General features: G+C 63.4%; 18 protein-coding genes. 8 read left to right on the top strand and 10 right to left on the bottom strand.

Annotated elements, in window-relative coordinates; genetic code table 11:
* Positions 1–11: 11 nt before the first annotated feature.
* The 7 genes from nikR to G452_RS0103755 form a co-directional block, all read right to left on the bottom strand.
* Positions 12–431, bottom strand: coding sequence for a nickel-responsive transcriptional regulator NikR (gene nikR / locus G452_RS0103785; protein ID WP_022660928.1), 420 nt, complete (start codon positions 429–431; stop codon positions 12–14).
* A 12-nt stretch (positions 432–443) separates the two neighbouring features.
* The gene (locus tag G452_RS0103780) at positions 444–1,100 is read right to left on the bottom strand and encodes a class I SAM-dependent methyltransferase (RefSeq protein WP_027188990.1); all 657 of its coding nucleotides are present in this window, start codon (positions 1,098–1,100) and stop codon (positions 444–446) included.
* 210 nt (positions 1,101–1,310) lie between these two features.
* Positions 1,311–2,033: an ABC transporter ATP-binding protein gene (locus tag G452_RS0103775; protein WP_022660926.1), complete on the bottom strand. Its 723-nt coding sequence runs from the start codon at positions 2,031–2,033 to the stop codon at positions 1,311–1,313.
* A gap of 2 nt (positions 2,034–2,035) precedes the next feature.
* The gene (locus G452_RS0103770) at positions 2,036–3,256 is read right to left on the bottom strand and encodes an ABC transporter permease subunit (RefSeq protein ID WP_022660925.1); all 1,221 of its coding nucleotides are present in this window, start codon (positions 3,254–3,256) and stop codon (positions 2,036–2,038) included.
* The gene (locus tag G452_RS0103765; RefSeq protein ID WP_022660924.1) at positions 3,240–4,169 is read right to left on the bottom strand and encodes a branched-chain amino acid ABC transporter permease; all 930 of its coding nucleotides are present in this window, start codon (positions 4,167–4,169) and stop codon (positions 3,240–3,242) included. The genes G452_RS0103770 and G452_RS0103765 overlap by 17 nt, the downstream gene beginning before the upstream one ends.
* A 59-nt stretch (positions 4,170–4,228) precedes the next feature.
* A complete protein-coding gene (locus G452_RS0103760) occupies positions 4,229–5,416 on the bottom strand; it encodes a branched-chain amino acid ABC transporter substrate-binding protein (RefSeq protein ID WP_022660923.1) in 1,188 nt (395 codons plus the stop codon).
* A gap of 23 nt (positions 5,417–5,439) precedes the next feature.
* Positions 5,440–6,195, bottom strand: a complete 756-nt coding sequence (locus G452_RS0103755) for an ABC transporter ATP-binding protein (protein WP_022660922.1) — start codon at positions 6,193–6,195, stop codon at positions 5,440–5,442.
* Between the two features lie 225 nt (positions 6,196–6,420).
* Between G452_RS0103755 and G452_RS0103750 the strand changes: the two genes are divergently transcribed.
* The 3 genes from G452_RS0103750 to G452_RS17895 all read left to right on the top strand — a co-directional run bounded on the left by G452_RS0103750 (position 6,421) and on the right by G452_RS17895 (position 11,574).
* Positions 6,421–6,876 (top strand): Lrp/AsnC family transcriptional regulator, encoded by a 456-nt coding sequence (locus tag G452_RS0103750; RefSeq protein WP_022660921.1) that lies wholly within the window; start codon positions 6,421–6,423, stop codon positions 6,874–6,876.
* Positions 6,877–6,901: 25 nt separating this feature from the next.
* Positions 6,902–9,907, top strand: a complete 3,006-nt coding sequence (gene pruA, locus G452_RS0103745; protein ID WP_022660920.1) for an L-glutamate gamma-semialdehyde dehydrogenase — start codon at positions 6,902–6,904, stop codon at positions 9,905–9,907.
* Between the two features lie 215 nt (positions 9,908–10,122).
* Positions 10,123–11,574: an Lcl C-terminal domain-containing protein gene (locus G452_RS17895; protein WP_022660919.1), complete on the top strand. Its 1,452-nt coding sequence runs from the start codon at positions 10,123–10,125 to the stop codon at positions 11,572–11,574.
* Positions 11,575–11,580: 6 nt separating this feature from the next.
* Here G452_RS17895 and G452_RS0103735 read toward each other — a convergent pair whose 3' ends face one another.
* Entirely contained in the window at positions 11,581–12,732 is a 1,152-nt protein-coding gene (locus G452_RS0103735; RefSeq protein WP_022660918.1) for a M48 family metallopeptidase, read from the bottom strand.
* A 154-nt stretch (positions 12,733–12,886) separates the two neighbouring features.
* A complete protein-coding gene (locus tag G452_RS0103730; RefSeq protein ID WP_022660917.1) occupies positions 12,887–14,359 on the bottom strand; it encodes a helicase HerA-like domain-containing protein in 1,473 nt (490 codons plus the stop codon).
* A gap of 251 nt (positions 14,360–14,610) precedes the next feature.
* On the opposite strand from G452_RS0103730, the gene G452_RS0103725 reads away from it, so the two are divergent.
* Positions 14,611–15,273 (top strand): PilZ domain-containing protein, encoded by a 663-nt coding sequence (locus tag G452_RS0103725; protein ID WP_022660916.1) that lies wholly within the window; start codon positions 14,611–14,613, stop codon positions 15,271–15,273.
* A 4-nt stretch (positions 15,274–15,277) separates the two neighbouring features.
* Positions 15,278–15,985, top strand: a complete 708-nt coding sequence (locus G452_RS0103720) for a PilZ domain-containing protein (RefSeq protein WP_022660915.1) — start codon at positions 15,278–15,280, stop codon at positions 15,983–15,985.
* 35 nt (positions 15,986–16,020) lie between these two features.
* Here the strand turns inward: G452_RS0103720 and G452_RS0103715 are convergent, their stop codons facing one another.
* Complete coding sequence (locus G452_RS0103715; protein WP_022660914.1) at positions 16,021–16,902, bottom strand: DMT family transporter; 882 nt, start codon at positions 16,900–16,902, stop codon at positions 16,021–16,023.
* 258 nt (positions 16,903–17,160) lie between these two features.
* Between G452_RS0103715 and G452_RS0103710 the strand changes: the two genes are divergently transcribed.
* The 3 genes from G452_RS0103710 to G452_RS0103700 all read left to right on the top strand — a co-directional run bounded on the left by G452_RS0103710 (position 17,161) and on the right by G452_RS0103700 (position 20,764).
* Entirely contained in the window at positions 17,161–18,777 is a 1,617-nt protein-coding gene (locus G452_RS0103710; RefSeq protein WP_022660913.1) for an ABC transporter substrate-binding protein, read from the top strand.
* Between the two features lie 84 nt (positions 18,778–18,861).
* Entirely contained in the window at positions 18,862–19,836 is a 975-nt protein-coding gene (locus G452_RS0103705) for an ABC transporter permease (RefSeq protein ID WP_022660912.1), read from the top strand.
* Position 19,837: 1 nt separating this feature from the next.
* Positions 19,838–20,764, top strand: a complete 927-nt coding sequence (locus tag G452_RS0103700; RefSeq protein WP_022660911.1) for an ABC transporter permease — start codon at positions 19,838–19,840, stop codon at positions 20,762–20,764.
* Positions 20,765–20,766 lie beyond the last annotated feature (2 nt).

Genomic DNA, 20,766 nt, shown 5'->3' with positions numbered 1-20,766 from the left:
TTTTCCGGACATCAGAAAAGATCCTTGCCCGTGGTGGTCAGGTTGAGCTGGCCGTGCTTGACGCCCTTGGTGGAGATCAGCTTCTGGCCGAGATGCTTGATGATCGAGGCTTCGCCGCGCAGGACCAGCACTTCGAGGCAATTGTGGGGGTCGAGGTGGCAATGCAGCGAGGAAAGAATGACCTCGTGGTCCTCATGCTGTATTTCCGTCAGCTTCTGGGCCAGTCCGCTCTGGTGATGGTCGTAGACCATGCTCAGGGTTCCGGCCACCTCGCCCTCGGCCTGTTCCCACTCCCGCTGCACCAGGGTGTTGCGGATCAGGTCGCGGATGGCCTCGGAGCGGGTCTGGTAGCTTTTTTCCCGGCAGAGGGAGTCGAACTTTTCAAGCAGATCGGAATCGAGGGATACGCCGAATCGGATGGTCTTGCCCATTCACAGTCTCCTTCATCGCGTTACGCGCCAGAGCCGCACGGTTTGATTCTGGCCGCCCAGGGCCACCTTGTCCCGCAGCACGATGTCGCACTGCCAGCCGAGCCCGGCAAGCCGGTCCCACACGGGCCTCGAAACGGTTCGTTCCGGTTCGCCGAGCCAGATTTCCCCGCCCGGAGCCAGACAGCGCCGAAACAACGCCTCCAGCGGGTCGAAGAATCTCTTTTCGTACAATATGTCGCCGCCCCAGATGAAGTCGAAGGCGGAGGCGGCCAAACCGGGCGAACGCCAGTCCATGACCGCCCAGAGCGGCTGGGAAACGCCGTTGAGATCGGCGTTGCCCTGGGCGAAGCAAAGCGCCTGGGCCTCGTAATCCACGGCCAGGACGCGTGCGCCGAGCCAGGAGCCGACCAGGGCCGTGAGCCCCAATCCGCAGCCCAGATCAAGGCAAGGCTTTCCGGCGAGGCGTTCCCGTTCCCGCAGGAGCAGTTCGCAGAGCAGCACGCTCGCGGGCCAGATCTCGGCCCAATACGGAAGCCGCTCGTCCTCGCCAAAGTCGGCCTGGTCCATTTCGTCCCAAAGCCGTTCCATGTCCCCGGTGCGTTCCAGGAGCCAGTCGCGCCCGGCGGCGCGGACCTTGAGCCTTTCCGCTCTTTGGGCTAGAGTGCTCATCCGCTCGCCTTCCGGCATCGGAGCATCGCCTTTCCCGCCCGGACCAGGGCGCTTTTCATCTCTCTTCGCACTCTCTGTCTTTAGCGTCTTGCCGTGACATTGGCAAGCCGAATAAGTCACGAAACCAGCAATCAAACAGCGCATTCGTAGCACCACCGCCCATAAAAAAGGCCGCTTTCGCGGCCTTTTCTTCATGCGGTCAAAACCCGGCTAATCTCCGAGATACGCCTTGCGGATGTCGGGATTGCTCAGCAGCGCGCCCGCCTCGTCGGCCATGACGACCTTGCCCGTCTCGAGGACATAGCCCCTGTCGGAAGCCTGGAGCGCGATGTTGGCGTTCTGCTCCACGAGCAGGATGGTGGTGCCCTTTTCCTTGTTGATGCTCTGGATGATCTCGAAGATCTGCTGCACGATGATGGGCGCGAGGCCCAGCGAAGGCTCGTCCAGTAGCAGCACTTCCGGTCGGCTCATGAGCGCGCGGCCTATGGCCAGCATCTGCTGCTCGCCGCCGGAAAGCGTGCCGCCCGCCTGGGTGCGGCGCTCGCGCAGGCGCGGAAAGTACTCGTAGACCATGTCCATGTCGGCCTTGATGCGCTTCTTGTTGCGCCGGAAAAAGGCGCCCATGTCCAGGTTCTCGGCCACGGTCAGCCGGGGGAAGATGCGCCGCCCTTCCGGAACCTGGCACAGGCCCATGGCGGGAAGCTTGTCCGCGCTGACGCGGGAGATGTCCTCCCCCTTGTAGAGCACGTTGCCGGAACTGCATTTGACGATGCCGCAGATGACCATCAGCGTGGTGGATTTTCCCGCGCCGTTGGCCCCGATGATGGAGACGACCTCGCCCTGCTCCACAGAGAGGGAAATGCCCTTAAGAGCCTGAATGCGCCCATAGTGGGCGGTGACGTCCTTGAGTTCGAGAATGGTGTCCCGGGCCATGCCTATTCCGCCTCCTCTCCGCGTTTGCCCATGCGTTTCGCCGGGATCAGCCCCGCCGGACGAACGAGCATCATAAGGGTCATGGCGCCGCCGAAAGCCAGCATCCGGTAGAGCTGGAATTCGCGGAAGACCTCGGGCAGCGCGATGATCGCAAAGGAACCGAGGATGATGCCGGGGATGGAACCCATGCCGCCCAGAACCACGATGGACAGCACCAGGGCGGACTCCAGGAAGGTGAAGCTCTCCGGGGCCACGAAGCCCATGCGCGCCGAGAAGAACGCGCCGGCCAGCCCGCCGAAGACCGCGCCCATGCCGTAGGCCATGAGCTTGAAGGCGAACGTGTTCACGCCCATGAGCTCGGCGGCGGTTTCATCCTCCCGGATGGCCTCCCAGGCGCGTCCGATGCGCGAGAAGTTCAGCCTGTTCACGGCGATGACCGTGATCACGGCCAGGAAGAAGGCCACGTAGTAGAGATCGCCCAGGCTGCGCAGAGCCACGGTTTCGAAGTGGAATCCCCCCTCGAACACGGGCATGGGCACGGTCAGCGGCTTGGCCATGACGCCGTTGGGGCCATTGGTCAGGCTCATCCAGTTGTTCAGGATGATGCGCACGATCTCGCCGAAGCCCAGGGTCACGATGGCCAGATAGTCGCCGCGCATGCGCAGCGTGGGATAGCCGATCAGGCAGCCCGCGATCATGGCCAATCCTCCGGCGGCGGGCAGGGCCAGCCAGAAGGAGACGTCGTAGTGCAGCGAAAGCAGCGCGTAGGTGTAGGCGCCGACGCCGTAGAAGGCGATGAAGCCGAGGTCGAGCAGCCCGCAGAGGCCGATGACGATGTTCAGCCCCAGGCCCAGACAGACATAGATGAGCACCTGGATGAGCACGTCGTGCACGCGGCGTTCGGTGAACATCGGAATGACGAAGAACACTCCGGCCACGAGCAGGAACCAGACCCAGGTGGGCACGCGGCTCAGCTTCTCGCCCAGGCTCTCCTTGGCGGCTTCCAGCAGCCTTGCGGGACCGTCGAGGTAGCCGGCCAGCTTGATCTGGTAGACCACGAAGATGATGCTGGCGGCCACGGCGATGGGCAGCCAGGCGGAAAAGCTGCGCCAGAAGCCGAGGGTTCCGTCGGGGTTGATGTCCAGCAGCGGCCAAAGCAGGGCGAAAAGCCAGAGCATGGCCACCAGGAAATAGAGAAGCTGTCGTTTAAACCCTTGTATCATCGACGTTCTCTCCCATGATGCCTGTGGGCCGGAAGTACAGGACCGCGATCAGGATGATGAAGGCGCAGACGTCCTTGTACTCTCCGCCGTAGGGGATGTAGGCCGCGGCCATGATCTCCACCATGCCGATGATGAATCCGCCGAGCATGGCTCCGGTGATGTTGCCGATACCGCCCAGGACGGCAGCCGCAAAGGCTTTGATGCCCGGGACGAAACCCATTTCGAAGCGCACGGAGCCGTAATAGAAGCCGACCATGATGCCCGCGGCCGCGGCAAGTCCCGCGCCGATGGCGAAGGTCAGGCTGATGACCCGGTTGGAGTTGATTCCCACCAGGGCGGACATGATCTTGTCCTGGGCCGTGGCGCGCATGGCCCGCCCGACGCGGGTCTTGAAGACCAGAAAGTTGAGCGCGACCAGCAGGGCGGCGGTAATGCCAAGGATGAAAATCTGCATGTAGTTGACGATCACGCCGTAAATCTCGAAGGGCGCGCCGAAGATGCCGCCGGGATAGGCCTTGTCGTAGACGCCCTGCGTCAGCATCAGGGCGTTCTGCAGAAAAATGGACATGCCCAGGGCGGACAGCAGCACGGAAAGCCGCGAGGAATGCCGCAGGGGTTTGTAGGCGACCTTTTCCACGGCCATGGCCAGCATGGCGCAGTAGAGCATGGCCAGCATCATGGAGAACCCGATGCAGAGCCAGGGGTGGGTATCCATCCAGCCCGCTCCGGCCATGAAGCTGAGCAGGATCACGCCCATGTAGCCGCCGGCCGCGAAGAACTCGCCGTGGGCGAAGTTGATGAGCTGAATGATGCCGTAGACCATGGTGTAGCCCAGGGCGATCAGCGCATAGAATCCCCCCAGCGTCAGGCCGTTGAGCAGCTGCTGGAAGAAGAAGGTGAGTGCATTGTCCATAGGAACTCGCAAATCGGGGGGGCCGTAGCCCCCCCTTTGGGTCGTCGTTTACGATCAGTCTAGAAGGCTTCGCCGGTCTTGGGATTCCAGAAGGGCACGAACTTGCCGTCCACCACCTTGAAGATGATGTAGTCGGAACCGGAATCGCCGTTGGGGGCGAACTTGACCTGCTTGGAAGCACCCTGGAAGTCGAGAGCCATCATGGCTTCGCGGACCTTGGCGGGCTCGGTGGAGCCGGCGGCGGCCACGGCCTTGAGCAGGGACATGGCGGAGTCGTAAGCGTACGCGGAATAGGCGCCGACCTGGCCGTACTTGGCGTTGGCGGCTTCGAATTCCTTGTAGGTGTCGGTGGTCACGTCGGTGTAGCCGAAGGTCAGGTAGGCGCCTTCAGCGGCTTCCTTGGCGATTTCCATCAGCTGCGGATGGTAGACCGCGTCCTGGCCCATGCAGGCGGCTTCGATGCCCATGCGCTTGGCCTGGATGAGCATGAGCGCGCCCGTGGCCGAGTTCTGCAGGGAGATGTAGAAGACGTCGGGATTGGCCTGGCGGACCTTGGTCAGCACGGCGGAGTAGTCCTTGTCGCCCTGGTTGACGTGGTCGTGCGCCAGGATCTGGATGCCGGACTTTTCGCAGTTGGCGGCCACTTCTTCGGCCAGACCCTGGGAATAGGTGGTCTTGTCGTCGACGATGAAGATCGTCTTGGCCTTGAGGAAGTCGGTCATGAACTTCACGGCGGCCGGGGCCTGGTGGTCGTCACGTCCGCAGATGCGGAACATGTACTGGAGGCCGCGCTCGGTGACCTGCGGGTTGGTGGAGGCAGGAGTGACCATCAGGATGCCTTCGGGATCCAGGGTGGCGGAGGCGGGGATGGTCGAGCTGGAGCAGTACGCGCCGACAACGCCGGTGACCTGCTCGGAGATGAGCTTGTTGGCGGCGGCCACGGCCTGCTTCGGGTCGCAGGCGGTGTCCTCGGCGTAGAGAACGATGTCGCTGAAGCCGGGAATGCCGCCCTGGGCCTTGACCACGTCGATGGCGGCGCGGGCGCCGTTGGCGATGTCGTTGCCGTCAGCGGAGTACGGACCGGTCAGCGGGCTCATGGAACCGAGCTTCAGGACAGGCTCGGCCGCAGGGGTTTCCGCGGCGGGGGCTGCGGCCTGCTCGGATTTTTTCTCTTCGCCGCCGCAGCCGGCGAGAGCCAGCCCGAGCAGCAGGATTCCGAGGAACGCGAAAAGCTGAAGCCTTTTCATCAGTACTACCTCCTCATGATTGGTTACTGGCCCAGATAGGCCTCAATGACTTTGGGGTTGCGTTGGACTTCCTCGGGACGGCCCTGCGCGATGAGCTGACCGTAGTCCATGACCACGATGCGGTGGCAGACGCCCATGACGACCTTCATGTCGTGCTCGACCAGAAGGACGTTGATGCCCAGGTCGGCGATGCGTTCGATGGTGTGCATCAGTTCGGCGCTTTCCACCGGGTTCAGTCCGGCTGCGGGCTCGTCCAGCAGGATGGTCTGCGGATTGGAAGCCAGGGCGCGGGCGATCTCCAGATGGCGCTGCCTGCCGTAGGGCAGGTTCCTGGCGGCTTCGTCGGCCTTGGACTGCATGCCCATGAAGCGCAGCGCCTCCATGGCCCGCTCGCGGATTTCCTCTTCCTCGCGGCGCTGGGCCGGAGTGCGCAGGATCGCGCCGATGATGCTGGCGCCAGTGCGGCTGTGCTGCGCGACCATGCAGTTCTCCACGGCGGTCATGGCCGTGAAGAGCCGGATGTTCTGGAAGGTCCGGGCGATTCCCGCCTTGAGAATCTGGTGGGGCCGCTTGCCGAGCAGGCTTTCACCTTCATAGGTGACCTGGCCGGAAGTGGGACGGTACACGCCGGTGATGACGTTGAAGATGGTGGTCTTGCCCGCCCCGTTGGGCCCGATGAGCCCAAGGATTTCGCCGCCCCCGAGGTCGAAGGACACGCCGGACAAGGCCTGAACGCCGCCAAAGTGGATGCTTACGTCTGCCAATTTCAGAGTTGCCATAGTTTCAGTGGTATAATCTCAATCCAAAAAGAATCCAAGCATTTTTTTGGAAATTAGTTTCCAATTTCGAACTTTAATCTTGACATTTGTTTTTTTCGAGAATTATATTCTGAATCATCCTTGAAAACAGAACATTCAACGATTCAAACTTGAATTGCTAGAATATTACATTTACGTAAATGCTCCCCCCGGAGAACTTTGTTCCTTTTTAGGAGGACAAAACGAATGATCGACAGCTCTAATAAAAAGATCTTGAACATTCTGCAGAAAAATGCCCGCACAACCAACGCCGACATCGCCCGCCAAATCGGCAAAGCGCCCTCGGCCGTGCTCGAACGCATCCGCAAGCTGGAAGTGAACGGCGTTATTCAAGGCTATGAGGCTCGCGTGGCTCCTCTGTCCGTCGGGCTCGGCCTGACCTCCTTCACCCTCGTCAGCGTGGAGGAAGAAGTGGGATCCACCTCCACGGGAGAGCTGCTCGCCTCCATTTCGGGCGTGCTGGAAGTGCACTACTGCGCCGGGCAGGATTCCTATCTCGTGAAAATCCGTGTGGAGAACACCGAAAAGCTGGCCGAAATGCTGGCCAAGATCGGGCGCATCCCCACGGTCAAGAATACCAAATCCACGATCGTGCTGCGCACGGTCAAGGAAAGCAGCAACCTGCCCATCGACGAAGCATAACCAATTGCACAGGAGGTCCGGATAAATGACCCAGTCCACACTGGAAACCCAAATCAGAGCCACAGGCAAGGCCTTCTTCGACAGCATTCGCGGCGAAGCGCCCTCCGTCTTCAACAAAGGATTCTGGACCGGAAAGGTCATGGACTGGGCCATGAAGAACGAGGACTTCAAGGTCCAGCTCTTCCGCTTCGTGGACGTCCTGCCCTACCTGAACAGCAGCGACAACCTCACGCGCCACATCGAGGAATATTTCGGGGGCGAGGACGCGGACATTCCCGCCGTGCTCAAGTGGGGCGCGGGAAAATCCACGGGCCTGCTCGGCAACATCGCAGGCAAGATGATGGGCAAGGCCATCCGCTCGAACATCGAGGGCATGGCCAAGCAGTTCATCGTGGGCCAGACCACCAAGGAAGCGCTCAAGGGCCTGAAGAAGCTCCGCAAGGACGGATTCGCCTTCACCGTGGACCTGCTCGGAGAGGCCACGGTTTCCGAGGAGGAATCCGAAGCCTACATGAACGGCTACCTGGAGCTGCTGGAAGCCATCGCCAAGGAGCAGAAGGACTGGCCCGCCCTGGGCGGCGCGGGCGACCTGGACTGGGGCTACGCGCCCAAGGTCAACGTCTCGGTCAAGCCCTCGGCCCTCTATTCCCAGTCCAAGACCGTGGACCTGGAAGGCTCCATCGAGGGCATCATCTCCCGCATGAAGCCCATCTACCGGGCGGTCAAGGCCATGGACGGCTTCCTCTGCATCGACATGGAAGCCCTGAAGTACAAGGAAATGACCATCGAGCTGTTCAAGCGGCTGCGCACGGATCCGGAATTCGTGGACTACCCGCACCTTTCCATCGTGCTCCAGGCCTACCTCAAGGATACGGACCGCGACCTGGACGAGCTCATCGCCTGGGCGCGGGAGAAAAACCTGCCCATCGGCATCCGGCTGGTCAAGGGCGCCTACTGGGACGAGGAAACCGTCATCGCCCTGCAGAGCGGCTGGGAGGTTCCCGTCTGGACCAACAAGGCCGAATCCGACATGGCTCACGAGCGCCAGTCCAGAAAAATCCTTGAAAACAGCGACCTCATCTACTTCCAGTGCGCCTCGCACAACATCCGCTCCATCAGCAGCGTCTACGAGACGGCCAAGGCCCTGAACGTTCCGGAAAGCCGCTACGAGTTCCAGGTGCTCTACGGCATGGCCGAGCCCGTGCGCAAAGGCCTCCAGAACGTGGCCAAGCGCGTGCGCCTCTACTGCCCCTACGGCGAGCTGATCCCCGGCATGGCCTACCTCGTGCGCCGCCTGCTGGAGAACACCGCCAACGAATCCTTCCTGCGGCAGTCCTTTGCCGAGGGGGAGGAAGTGGACCGGCTCATGGAGAACCCGGAAGAAACCCTCAAGCGCGAGCTGGCCGCCAAGTGCGCCCCGGCCGACGACAAATCCGAGGGTCTGGATTCCCCCTTCGTCAACGATCCCTTCATCGACTTCACGGTTCCGGCCAACCGCCTGGCCTTCCCCGACGCCGTGGACAAGATCCGCGCCCAGAAGGGCAAGGTCTATCCGCTGTTCATCGGCGGCAGGGAAGTCGAAACCGGAAAGCTCATCGATTCGCTGAACCCGGCCGATCCGGGCGAAGTCCTGGGCCGCGTCTGCCAGGCGGGCCAGGCCGAGATCGATCAGGCCGTGGCCGCGGCCGAAGCCGCCTTCCCGGCCTGGCGCGACACCGATCCCCGCGAGCGCGCCGAGATCATCGCCCGCGCCGCCGAGATCATGCGCCGCCGCCAGTTCGAGCTTTCGGCCTGGCAGGTTCTCGAAGTCGGCAAGCAGTGGGATCAGGCCTACCACGACGTGGGCGAGGCCATCGACTTCCTCGAATACTACGCGCGCGAAATGGTCCGTCTGGGCAAGCCGCGCCGCATGGGCCGCGCCCCCGGCGAGCACAACGTGCTCTTCTACCAGCCCAAGGGCATCGCCGCGGTCATCTCGCCCTGGAACTTCCCCCTGGCCATTTCCGCTGGCATGGTCGCCGCCAACATCGTGGTCGGCAACCCCGTGATCTACAAGCCCTCCAACCTCGCGCCGATCATCGGCTACGGGCTGGTGGAGATCTTCCGCAAGGCCGGGCTGCCCGACGGCGTGTTCAACTACTGCCCCGGCTCCAGCCGCGACATGGGCGACTACCTCGTGGAACATCCCAAGGTGGCGGTCATCTCCTTCACCGGATCCGAGGCCGTGGGCCTGCGCATCCAGGAAAAGGCCGCCAAGGTCCAGCCCGGACAGACCCACTGCAAGCGCGTGGTGGCCGAAATGGGCGGCAAGAACGCCATCATCGTGGACGACGACGCCGACCTTGATCAGGCCGTGATCCACATCCTCTACTCCGCCTTCGGCTTCCAGGGGCAGAAATGCTCGGCGTGCTCGCGGGTCATCGTCGTGGACGACATCTACGACCGCTTCATCGAACGCCTGACCAAGGCCGCGGAATGCCTCAAGATCGGTCCTTCCGAAGACCCCGCCAACTACATGGGTCCGGTGGTGGACGCCTCGGCGCAGAAAAAGATCATGGAATACATCGACATCGCGGCCAAGGAAGGCGAAATCCTGGTCAAGCGCAGCGTGCCGGAAACGGGCTGCTACGTGCCCCTGACCATCGTGGGCGGCATCGAGCCGCAGCACCGCATCGCCCAGGAGGAAATCTTCGGCCCGGTGCTGGCGGTCATGCGCGCCAAGGACTTCGACCAGGCCATCGAATGGGCCAACTCGACCCGCTTCGCCCTCACGGGCGGCGTGTTCTCCAGAAGCCCCAAGCACCTGGAGCAGGCTCGCCGCGAGTTCCGGGTCGGCAACCTCTATCTGAACCGCAACAACACCGGCGCCCTGGTCGAACGCCAGCCCTTCGGCGGCTTCAAGATGTCCGGCGTGGGCTCCAAGACCGGCGGTCCCGACTACCTCATCCAGCTCATGGATCCGCGCTGCATCACGGAAAACACCATGCGCCGGGGCTTCGCGCCCATCGAGGAAGGCGAGATGTGGGTCTAGCCCGCGCTCCCCGCTGACGAACGACGCAACGCCGCCCCGGTCTTCGGACCGGGGCGGTTTCGTTTTCCCAGCCGCCCCGCCGCCCGTGCGCCGGCGTCCCGGCGTGGTCCGCGCCCGCTTCTTCCGCCCTGCCCCGACTTGCCCGCAAGCGCGGATTGCGGTTATGCTCCGGCAGGTTCCCATTCGCCGTCCAAGCGTATTTCCAAGGAGGCCGCTTGTCCGTCAGCAAACGCATTCTTACCGTCCTGCCGCTTCTCGCCGCCCTTGTCGCGGCTCCCTTCCCGGCGTCCGCCCAGCCGCCCATGCCGCCGCAGGCGGCGATCCGGGCCTGCGAGGGCCGCAGCACGGGGGACACCTGCACCCTGCCGAGCGGCATGGCCGGATCGTGCGGCATGACGCCCGGCGGACTGGCCTGCGTGCCCCAGGGACGCGGACCGGGCATGGCCCCTTCCGGCGGCTCGGCGCGGCCCGGCGGCATGGCGCCGCAGGAGCGGACGGGGCGGGCGGACAACATGCCCTCCATGCATGGAACGTCCATGGGCCGCGCCGGCGAAGCCGGACCGAGCCGCCGGCCGCCGGCCTATCCGGCTGACGCGGACTCCTCTCCCCTGGCCGAGCGCCGTCCCATCCCCACCGGAGGCGTGCCCGACACCAACCAGCGGCTCTGCTTCGACGAAACGCACCCCATCGCCTGCCCTGCTCCGGGACAGCCCTATTACGGTCAGGACGCCCAATACGCCGGACCGCAGCCCGCCTACCGCGACAACGGCGACGGCACGGTCACGGACCTGCTCACGGGGCTGACCTGGCAACGCGCCCACAATGCGGAGCGTCTGCGGTATTACGACGCGAAACGCTCGTGCGAGTCACTGACGCTCGGCGGACGCGACGACTGGCGGCTGCCCTCGGTCAAGGAGCTGTACTCGCTGATCACCTTCGACGGGGCGGCAGGCGTCAAGCCCTACCTGGACACGCGGTATTTCGACATCGAACCGCCGGATGCCTCGTTCCTCAAGAACGACCGCTTTTCCACCCACTTCCCGGAAATGATGGGCCAGACCTGGACCTCGACCCTCTACGCCGGGCAGCTTTGGGATCGGCCAGAGGAGGCCGCGTTCTTCGTCAATTTCCTGGACGGGCGCATCAAATGCGGCGGCACGCGCCACCCGGTGGAACTCTTCTGGCGCTGCGTGCGCGGAGCGCCCTGGGGGGCGAACGATTTCGAGGACAACGGGGACGGGACCGTGACGGACCGCGCCGTGGGGCTGACCTGGCAGCAAAGCGACGACGGGAAGAAAAGAGACTGGCCCGAAGCCCTGGCCTACTGCGAAGAGCTTCGGCTCGGCGGACAGGACGACTGGCGCCTGCCGAACGCCAAGGAACTCGAATACATCGCGGACTATTCGCGCGTGCCCGCGCTCGCGCCGCCGCTGCGCATGAGCGACCCGGCGGGCTGGTTCTGGACCTCCACCACCCACGGCGACAATGTCGCCCAGGCGGACTACGTCTGCTTCGGGAAATGCGTTTCGGATTCCGGAGTGGACGTGCACGGCGCGGGCGCGCAGCGCAGCGACCCCAAGACCATGGGCGTGAAACATGGCTCGCGCCAGGGCGGCCAGGAGGACGAAATCCGCGTGCGCAACTACGTGCGCTGCGTGCGGAACTGAGCAGCGCTACTTCGAACTGCCGCCCGCAAATCCTGGGGTCGAGGAGGCCTTCTCCCCTGCCTCGGCCGTCTCCCTCTTCTCCTTCTCTTCCAGCGAGGGAGCCTTGAACGGCCCGCCGTCCTTCATCTCCGGCAGCAGCGGCTCACCCTTGCTCTTCTTCAGCCAGATCTCGTCCGCGATGGCCTGGATCTTTAGATAGCGCTCCGGCGTGTTGGGGTGCGAATTGCTGTCCTGGTTCACCTGTCCCAAGGTCGCCGACACTTTACGCCAGAACTCCGTGGCCTTGTCCACGGCGTAGCCCCCCCGGGCCGCGATGTACATGCCCACATAGTCCGCCTCGAACTCCTGTGCATGGCTGTAGGCATTGCGCCCGGTCTGCGTGAAGAAATAGCCCGAAGGCACGCCGCTGAGCCATTCCAGCGCCATGTCGAGGTAGAGGCCCGCTTCGGCCGCTGCTTGCCCCTGCTCCGGATGCAGCATGGCATTGTGGGCCATCTCGTGGCCGATGATCACGGCCAGTTCCTCGTCTGATGCAAAATTGAGCATGCCCGTGGCCACAACGACCGACTTGCCGTCGGCATAGGCGTTGATATCCAGGTTGTTTTCCAAAAGCACCGGCATGTTGCAGGACGGGACGCCACGGACCACAAAACTCCAGGGCACGTTGCGGCGCAGAACCTTGAAGGTGACCACCGGCGAGGTCTTCACCTCGTCCTTCAGCAATTCCAGCAGCCTCGCTCCGGCGCGCTTGCCCTCGGGGACCGGCTTGCCGTTCACGGAGACCAGTTCGTCGCCCTCGCGCATGCCCGCGCGGTAGGCCTGACCGTGGACGGGAAGCAGCGTGGCCGTGAGCTTCGGGCCAAGATGGAACGCCTTGGCCAGGTATCTCCCCCGTGTCCCATCCAGGTCGCCGCTGCGGACAAAATCCACCCCGAAGGAGGTGGCGACCTTTGCGCCGCAGATTTCCACATTGTTCCTCAGCAGCGGATCGCTCACGTCCACGAGGCGCTGATACCGCTCCTTCTGCATTTGGGCGACCAGTTCGTTCTGCTTGGCGTCCTCCGCGGCCACGGAGCGGCCGTCTACCTCGGGACTGTGAGTTTTGGGAGCGCAGGCAAAGAGGAAGCAGGCAACGAGGCACAGGAATACGGTCTTCATGGCGATCTCCGGACGAGCAGGGCGTTGGATATTGCCCATGTCCTATATCGTAAGCCGCCATTGCGTCAATACCGGGCACGCATCCGCCCGTCCAAAAAAGAAAAACCGCCCCGAATCCGATCCGGGGCGGTCCAAAACGGCATTCGGGAGAATGTCAGCGCAGGAACCCGCCGAGCACGCCCCGGATGATCTTGCGCCCAAGGGCCGAACCGATGGAGCGGGCCGCGCTGGTGATGAAGGCCTCGCCCAGGGACTGCCGCCGCGAGGCGCGGGGCTTTGCGGCCTGTTCCGCCTTTTCCCTTTCGCGCTGCGCAGCCAGCTCCCTGGCCTGTTCCTCGTCGCGGGTGCGCCGCTCGGTGAGAATCTCGTAGGCGGATTCGCGGTCCACTTCCTTCTCGTACTGCCCGAAAAGCACGCTCTCGCGGATGATCGCGTCGCGGGTGCGGCGGTCCATGGTTCCCAGGCGGCTCTTCGGCGGCAGCACGAAGGCGCGCTCCACCATGCCGGGCGCGCCCTTGCGGTCCAGGAAGGAAACCAGGGCCTCGCCCGTGCCCAGCTCGGTGATCACGTTTTCAACGTTCAGCTCCGGATTGATGCGGAACGTCTCGGCGGCGGCCCTGACCGCGCGCTGGTCGCGGGGGGTGAAGGCGCGCAGCGCGTGCTGCACGCGGTTGCCGAGCTGGCCGAGCACCTTGTCCGGCACGTCGAGAGGATTCTGGGTCACGAAGAAGACGCCCACGCCCTTGGAGCGGATCAGCCGGACCACCAGCTCGATCTTTTCCAGCAGGGCTTCGGGCATGTCGTCGAAGAGCAGGTGCGCCTCGTCGAAGAAGAACACGAGCCTCGGCTTTTCCGGATCGCCCACCTCCGGCAGGTTTTCGAACAGCTCCGAAAGCAGCCAGAGCAGCATGGTGGCGTAGACGCGGGGCGAGCGCATCAGGCGCTCGGCGGAAAGCACGTTGATCATGCCGCGTCCGTCGCGGTCGATCTGGAGCAAATCGTCGAGGTTCAGCGCGGGCTCGCCGATGAGCCGGTCCGCGCCCTGCTCCTCCAGCTCCAGCAGCCGCCGCTGGATGGCGCCCACGCTGGCCGCGGAGACGTTGCCGTATTCGAGCTGATACGCCTTGGCGTTGTCGCCCACATGCCGCAGCAGCAGGCGCAGATCCTTGAGGTCGAGCAGGAGCAGTCCCTCGTCGTCCGCGATGCGGAAGGCCAGTTGCAGCACGCCCGCCTGGGTTTCGTTGAGGTCCAGAAGCCGCGTGAGCAGCAGCGGCCCCAGCTCGGAAATGGTCGTGCGCAGCGGGTGGCCCAGCTCGCCGAAAACGTCCCAGAAGGTCACGGGATAAGCCCGGTAGGCGAAACCGGACAGCCCCAACAGCGCGACCCGTTCCGCCACCTTGGGGTGGTCGCCGCCGGGCTCGGCCAGGGTGGCCAGGTCGCCCTTCACGTCGGCCAGAAACACGGGCACGCCCGCGTCGGAAAACGCCTCGGCCAGGACGCGCAGGGTCACGGTCTTGCCGGTGCCCGTGGCCCCGGCGATGAGCCCGTGACGGTTGGCCATGCCCGGCAGGATGCCGAAATCCGTTCCATTGCTCGCGACGACCAGTCGCTCCAAGCCGCTTGCCATGCCTGTTCTCCTTTGGGGAATTCACGAGGATGCAAGCTTATACGAATTCCAGCCGCTCCGCACAAGCGTCAGGCGCACGTTTTCCAGGCTCGCGCGAATGGTGCGCAGGGCGGACAAGCCATACCCGCGCCCCCCAAAACTACCCGAAAAGAGGACAAACACGGCCTTCGGCATTGACCGGACACGGTCTGGATTGTACCCCTTACGGCAACTGCCGCAGGCAGGCCCGTTTCCTCCAGCGCCCGAACACGATGCCACAACGCACCGACTTGGAATTCAATCCGGCTTTCGGCAGCCCTCTCCTGCTTCGCCCCGAAGGATTCGAAGGCGAGCTGAAAACCTATTTCATCGGCATGGAGCCATCGCGGTACGTGATCTGCTCGCTGGGCAACGCCCTGGCGGACAAGGCGGCCCTGGCCGCTCTGCGCGACAAGACCCGCCGCACCCGGCTCTTCTATCTCCGGCAGGGGGTCATGTGCGGCTTCACGGTGCGCATCCAGGGCTTCAAGACATCCCCCTTCGGCCACCTCTACCTCTCGTTTCCGGAAATCGCCCAGACCTTCAACCTGCGGCTTCACGACCGCATCGACTGCCACCTGCCCGCGAAGATCGCGGCTCCGGCAGGCTCCGGCCAGGGCATGATCAGCAACATCAGCAAAGGCGGCTGCCGCATGTCCCTGCTGTCCGGAGCGGACCCTCTGCACTGGCTCTGCGAAGGGGAATGCTACGATCTGGCAATGCAGCTGCCCACGCTCGCAGAGCCGCTGCACTGCTTTTGCCGCCTGTCCCAACGCATCGGGAGATCATCGGAGGCCGGACTGCTGCAATTGGGCCTGCAATTCCAGAGCTTCGACCCCGACCAGGAAAAACGCATCGAAGCCTTCATACGCCTCGTTTCGGAATACAGGATCTGACGTCATGCGAGAACTGGACATCTCCCCCGAAGGGCGCATCGCTTGCAGCGTCGATTTCCAGGAACTGCGGCCTCAATACGGCGACAGGATCCTGATCAAGCCCGCCGGGCTCGACTATCGGCTGCCCACCAGCTTCGTGGGCATGGAGCCGCGCAGCTACGTCATCGTGCGGCTCTCCGCCCTGGGGCTGAACCAGCATCAGGTCTACCCGCTGTTGGAAAAGGGCAACTCGCTGAAGATGTTCATAAACTGCGACGACATGCTCGTGGGCTTCCTCGCCGACTCCCTGGCCTTCAACGCCGCTCCCTACCGCCACCTCTACATCTCATATCCCGCGGTCGGCGAATCCTTCACCCTGCGGCAGCACGACCGCTTCGAATGCCACCTGCCTGCGACCGTGGAAACCCTGGACGGGGTCACGAAGGGAATGCTGCTGGACATCAGCCGCTGCGGTTGCCGCGCCTGCCTGGATTATCCCGATTCTGCCGAGCCTCCGGGAAAGGGCGCGCTGGTGGACCTGACCTTCTCCCTGCTCAGCCGGGATAGGACGAACACCATGCTTTGCGAGGTCCGCAACGTCAGCCGGGCCAAGGGCCGACTCGTGCTCGGCCTGCTCTTCGTGGATCCGGGAAAAACGGAGCAGGACCGGCTGGAATCGTTTCTCGCCTTTCTGGAGCGCTACCGGCCTCCCGCGCAAAACGCCCGCCGCTGATTGCCCGCCGCTGATCGCCCGCAAGACTTCGGCCGCTAGCCGCGCCTGCCCGCCCTCTGAAGCAGCAGCCCGGCGACGATCAATCCCAGGCCCGCATAGGTCGAGGGCAAAATCTCCTCGCCCAATAGAAAATGAATGAAAACAAGGGACAGAAACGGGGAGAGGAAGATCAGGTTGCCCACCTTGGCCGTGTTTTCCGAATACTTCAGGGCCGTGAGCCACAGCACGAAGGTGATGCCCATCTCGAACAGGCCGACGTAAGCCGCGCCGAACAGCCCGACGGCATCGGCCACGGCGAAGCCGTCGAAAAATGCGCACCAGAGGCCCACCAGGGGCATTCCGAGCAGGAAGTTGAGAAACAGCGCGGCCACGGGCTCGCGCGTCTCCCTGGTGTTGAATATCCAGTATAGCGCCCAGACCACGGTGGAAAGCAGGGCCAGGGCCACGCCCAGGGGCGAAGCGAAGCGCATGCCCAGCGGATCGCCGTGGGTGGAGATGACCACGACGCCCGCATAGCCCACGAACACGGCCAGCAGGTCGAACCGGGAAAGCCGCTGCCGAAGCAGGGGAATGGAAAGCAGGGCCAGGGTGATGGCCCAGGTGTAGTTCAGCGGCTGGGCCTCCTGCGCGGGCAGCAGGTCATACGCCTTGAACAGGATGAGATAATAGAGAAAGGGATTCAACGCGCCGAGCGCCAGGGACCGCAGCCATTCGGCGCGGGAGCAGCGCAGGGCATCCCGCAGTCCGCCGCGCGAGGCGAGAATGGCCGCCAGGACCAGGGTGGACACCATCCCCGCGTAGAACAGCAATTGCGCGGGCCGCATGGCCTGGAGCGAAAGCTTGAAGGCGGTGGCCACCGTGGACCAGAGCAGCACAGTGGCCAACCCGAAAAGGTACGCTTTTTTTTGATCCGCCATGAAACGCCTCCGCAGGAAAGGTACAATATTCCCGCACGCTGGCAAACGCATTTTCCATGCGCCCGCTTTCATGCGAGCAACCGCCCGCACGACGATTCCGGAAAAATCTATTCCAATCACGGTTACTTTTTGGTAACAGAAGACGACTTTGCCGCAAGTGCGGCATCCAACGCGCACGAAGGGGTGACGTCTGAGGCAGGCGCGCCCCTGTTTTGTGGATTGGAGAGGATTTCTTCACATTCATTTTGGAGGTAGGACATGAAACGTTTGTTCCTGGTTTTCGCCCTGGCGATGGCCCTGCTCCTCGCGGGCTGCGGCGGCGACGAAAAAAAGGCCGAGGAAGGCGCAGCCCCTGAAAAGGCCGCTGAAACGGCTCCCGAAGTTTCCAAGGTTACCCTGCGTCTGGCCATGGACGCCGACCCCGTCTCCCTGGACCCGCAGGTCCAGCTCTCCGGCGGCATGCTCCAGTATTCCCACATGGTTTTCGATCCGCTGGTCCGCTGGGCCAAGGACGGCTCCATCGAACCCCGCCTGGCCTACAAGTGGGAACAGATCGACCCCAAGACCATGCGCTTCTACCTGGTGCAGGGCGTCAAGTTCCACTCCGGCAACCCCTTCACCGCCAAGGACGTGGCCTGGACCCTGGAGCGTCTGAAGAAGTCCCAGGACTTCAAGGGCCTGTTCGAGCCTTTTGAGAAGGCCGTGCCCGTGGACGACTACACCGTGGACATCGTCACCAAGCAGCCTTACGGCCTGCTGCTCTCCATGGCCACCTACATCTTCCCCATGGACAGCGTGTTCTACTCCGGCACCGACGACCAGGGCCAGCCCAAGGACGCCATCGTCAAGACCGACCACTCCTTCGCCAACGTCAACGAGTCCGGCACCGGCCCCTACGTTGTCGAGTCCCGCGAGCAGGGCGTGAAGACCGTCTTCACCCGCTTCGCCGACTACTGGGACAAGCAGTCCAAGGGCAACGTGGAGCAAATCGTCCTGACCCCGATCTCCAACGACGCCTCCCGCGTGGCCGCGCTGCTTTCCGGCGACGTGGACTTCATTATGCCCGTTCCCCCGCAGGATCTGGAGCGCGTCCAGGGCAACCCGGACCTTCAGCTCGTGATCATGGGCGGCTCGCGCATCATCACCCTGCAGATGAACCAGAAGAGCCAGCCCGCCTTCGCCGACCCGAAGGTCCGCCAGGCCATCGTCTACGCCGTGAACAACCAGGGCATCGTGGACACCATCATGAAGGGCTTCGCCACCGCCGCCGGACAGCAGGCCCCCGAGGGCTTCGCCGGCTACGTGCCCGAGCTGACCCCCCGCTTCGACCTCGAGAAGGCCAAGCAGCTCATGGCCGAATCCTCCTACCCGGACGGCTTCGAGTGCACCATGATCGCCCCGAACAACCGCTACGTGAACGACGAGAAGATCGCCGAGGCCTTCGTTTCCATGGTCTCCAAGATCGGCATCAAGGTCAGCCTGAAGACCATGCCCAAGGCCCAGTACTGGGATGAGTTCGACGCCCAGGTGGCCGACGTGCAGATGATCGGCTGGCATCCCGACACCGAGGACTCCGCGAACTACACCGAGTTCCTGCTGATGTGCCGCAACGCCGAGACCGGCTACGGCCAGTACAACTCCGGCAACTACTGCAACCCCAAGGTGGACGAGCTGATCCTCGCCTCCCAGATCGAGACCGACCTTGCCAAGCGCAGCGAAATGTTGCAGGAGGTCGAGCGGATTCTGTACGAGGACGCCGCCTTCGTGCCTCTGCACTGGCAGAACCTTTCCTGGGCCTCCAAGAAGGGCATGAGCATCGAAGACATCGTCAACGTTCAGAACTTCCCCTACTTCGGCGACCTGGTCATCGAGTAGTCCGGTTCAGGACCACCACATCGACAACCTAAAGCGAAGGGGGGCCTGCATGGTCCCCCTTCGCTGCAAAAACGACGGAAAAATATGGCAGCCTTCATCATCAGGCGCATCCTGCAAGCCTTCATGGTCATGGTCATCATCGGCTTCATCGGATTCGCCATCAAGCAAAGCCTGGGCGACCCCGTCCGCGAGCTTACGGGCATCTCGGTCTCCGCGGAAGAACGCGACGCGCTCCGCGACAAGCTCGGTCTCAACGATCCCTTCGTGGTCCAGTTCGGCCGCTTTCTCTACAACGCCGCCCACGGCGACCTCGGCCGCTCCTTCTTCTACAAGAAACCGGCCATGGAGGTCATCCTGGCCAAGGCGCCGGCCACCCTGGAACTGGTCTTCTGCAGCGCGGTGCTCATCGTCTTTCTTTCCGTGCCCCTCGGCATCTACTGCGCCATAAGGCCGAAGCGGCTCTTCGCCAAGCTGGTCATGGGCGGCTCCACAGTGGGCGTGTCCATCCCGGTCTTCCTGACCGCGATCATGCTCATCTACATTTTTTCCATCGAGCTGCACTGGCTGCCTTCCTTCGGCAGGGGAGAAACCGTCAACATCCACGGCTGGCACACGGGACTTTTGACCCTCGACGGCCTCAAGCACCTGATCATGCCCACGGTGGCGCTCTCCTCGATCATGCTTCCGCTGTTCATCCGGCTGATCCGTTCCGAGATGATGGAAGTGCTGGAAAACGACTACATCAAGTATGCCTGGGCCAAGGGCCTGCCCCCCATGCGCGTCTGGATCGTGCACGCCTTCCGCAACACGCTCCTTCCGGTCATCACCGTGGGCGGCGTCCAGCTCGGCGTGATGATCGCCTTCACCATCCTCACGGAAACGGTCTTCTCCTGGCAGGGCATGGGCTTCATGTTCATCGAGGCCGTGGAACGGGCCGACTCGTCGCTGATGGTCGCCTACCTCGTGGTCGTGGGATTCATCTTCGTGGTCGTGAACACGGTCGTGGACATCATTTACGGTCTGGTCAACCCGACCGTGCGCATCACGGGGAGGAAATAGCATGCAGACCAGAAGCAGATGGCGTCGCTTCAGGGAATCCTATTTCCTGCACGACTTCCTCAAGGACAAGGTCGCGCTGACCAGCTTCATCGTGCTCGCGCTCCTGCTGATCCTCGGCCTGGGAGCGCCGCTCTTCGCCCCCTCCAATCCCTACGACCCGACGACCTACGACCTCGTCAACGCGGAAAAGCCCCCGGCGTTCATGGAGCATGGCGTGGCGCAGTTCCCCCTGGGCACGGACGCCCAGGGCCGCGACATGCTTTCGACCATGCTCTACGGCATGCGCGTCTCGCTGATCATCGGCTTCGGCGCGGTGGCCATGCAGGGCATCATCGGCATCGTCATCGGCCTGATCTCCGGCTACTTCGGAGGACGGGTGGACTCGGCGCTGATGCGGCTGGCGGACGTGCAGCTCTCCTTCTCGACCTACATGGTGGCAATCTTCATCTCGGCGGTATTCCAGGCCGCGTTCGGCGTGGCCATGTACGAACACATCGCCATCCCGCTGCTGATCCTGGTCATCGGCTTCGCGGAGTGGCCCCAGTACGCGCGCACCGTGCGCGCCTCGGTCCTGGCCGAAAAGAAAAAGGAATACGTCGAGGCGGCCCGCGTCATCGGCCTGTCCAAGCGGCGGATCATGTTCCGGCACATCCTGCCCAACACCCTCTCGCCCGTGTTCGTCATCTCCACCATCCAGGTGGCCAACGCGATCATGAGCGAGGCGGCCCTCTCCTTCGTGGGCCTGGGCATGCCCGTGACCAAGCCGTCCCTCGGCTCGCTCATCAACGTGGGCTTCGAGTACATCTTCAGCGGCTCCTGGTGGATCACCCTCTTCCCCGGAATCGTGCTCGTGATCCTGGTGCTGGTCATCAACCTCCTCGGCGACTGGCTCCACGACTACCTGAACCCCAAACTCTACAAGGGATAGCC

It is taken from the genome of Paucidesulfovibrio longus DSM 6739, from assembly GCF_000420485.1.
Classification (GTDB): domain Bacteria; phylum Desulfobacterota; class Desulfovibrionia; order Desulfovibrionales; family Desulfovibrionaceae; genus Paucidesulfovibrio; species Paucidesulfovibrio longus.
The sequence above is the reverse complement of the archived record's forward strand: the minus strand, read 5'-3'. Positions and strand labels throughout refer to the sequence as shown.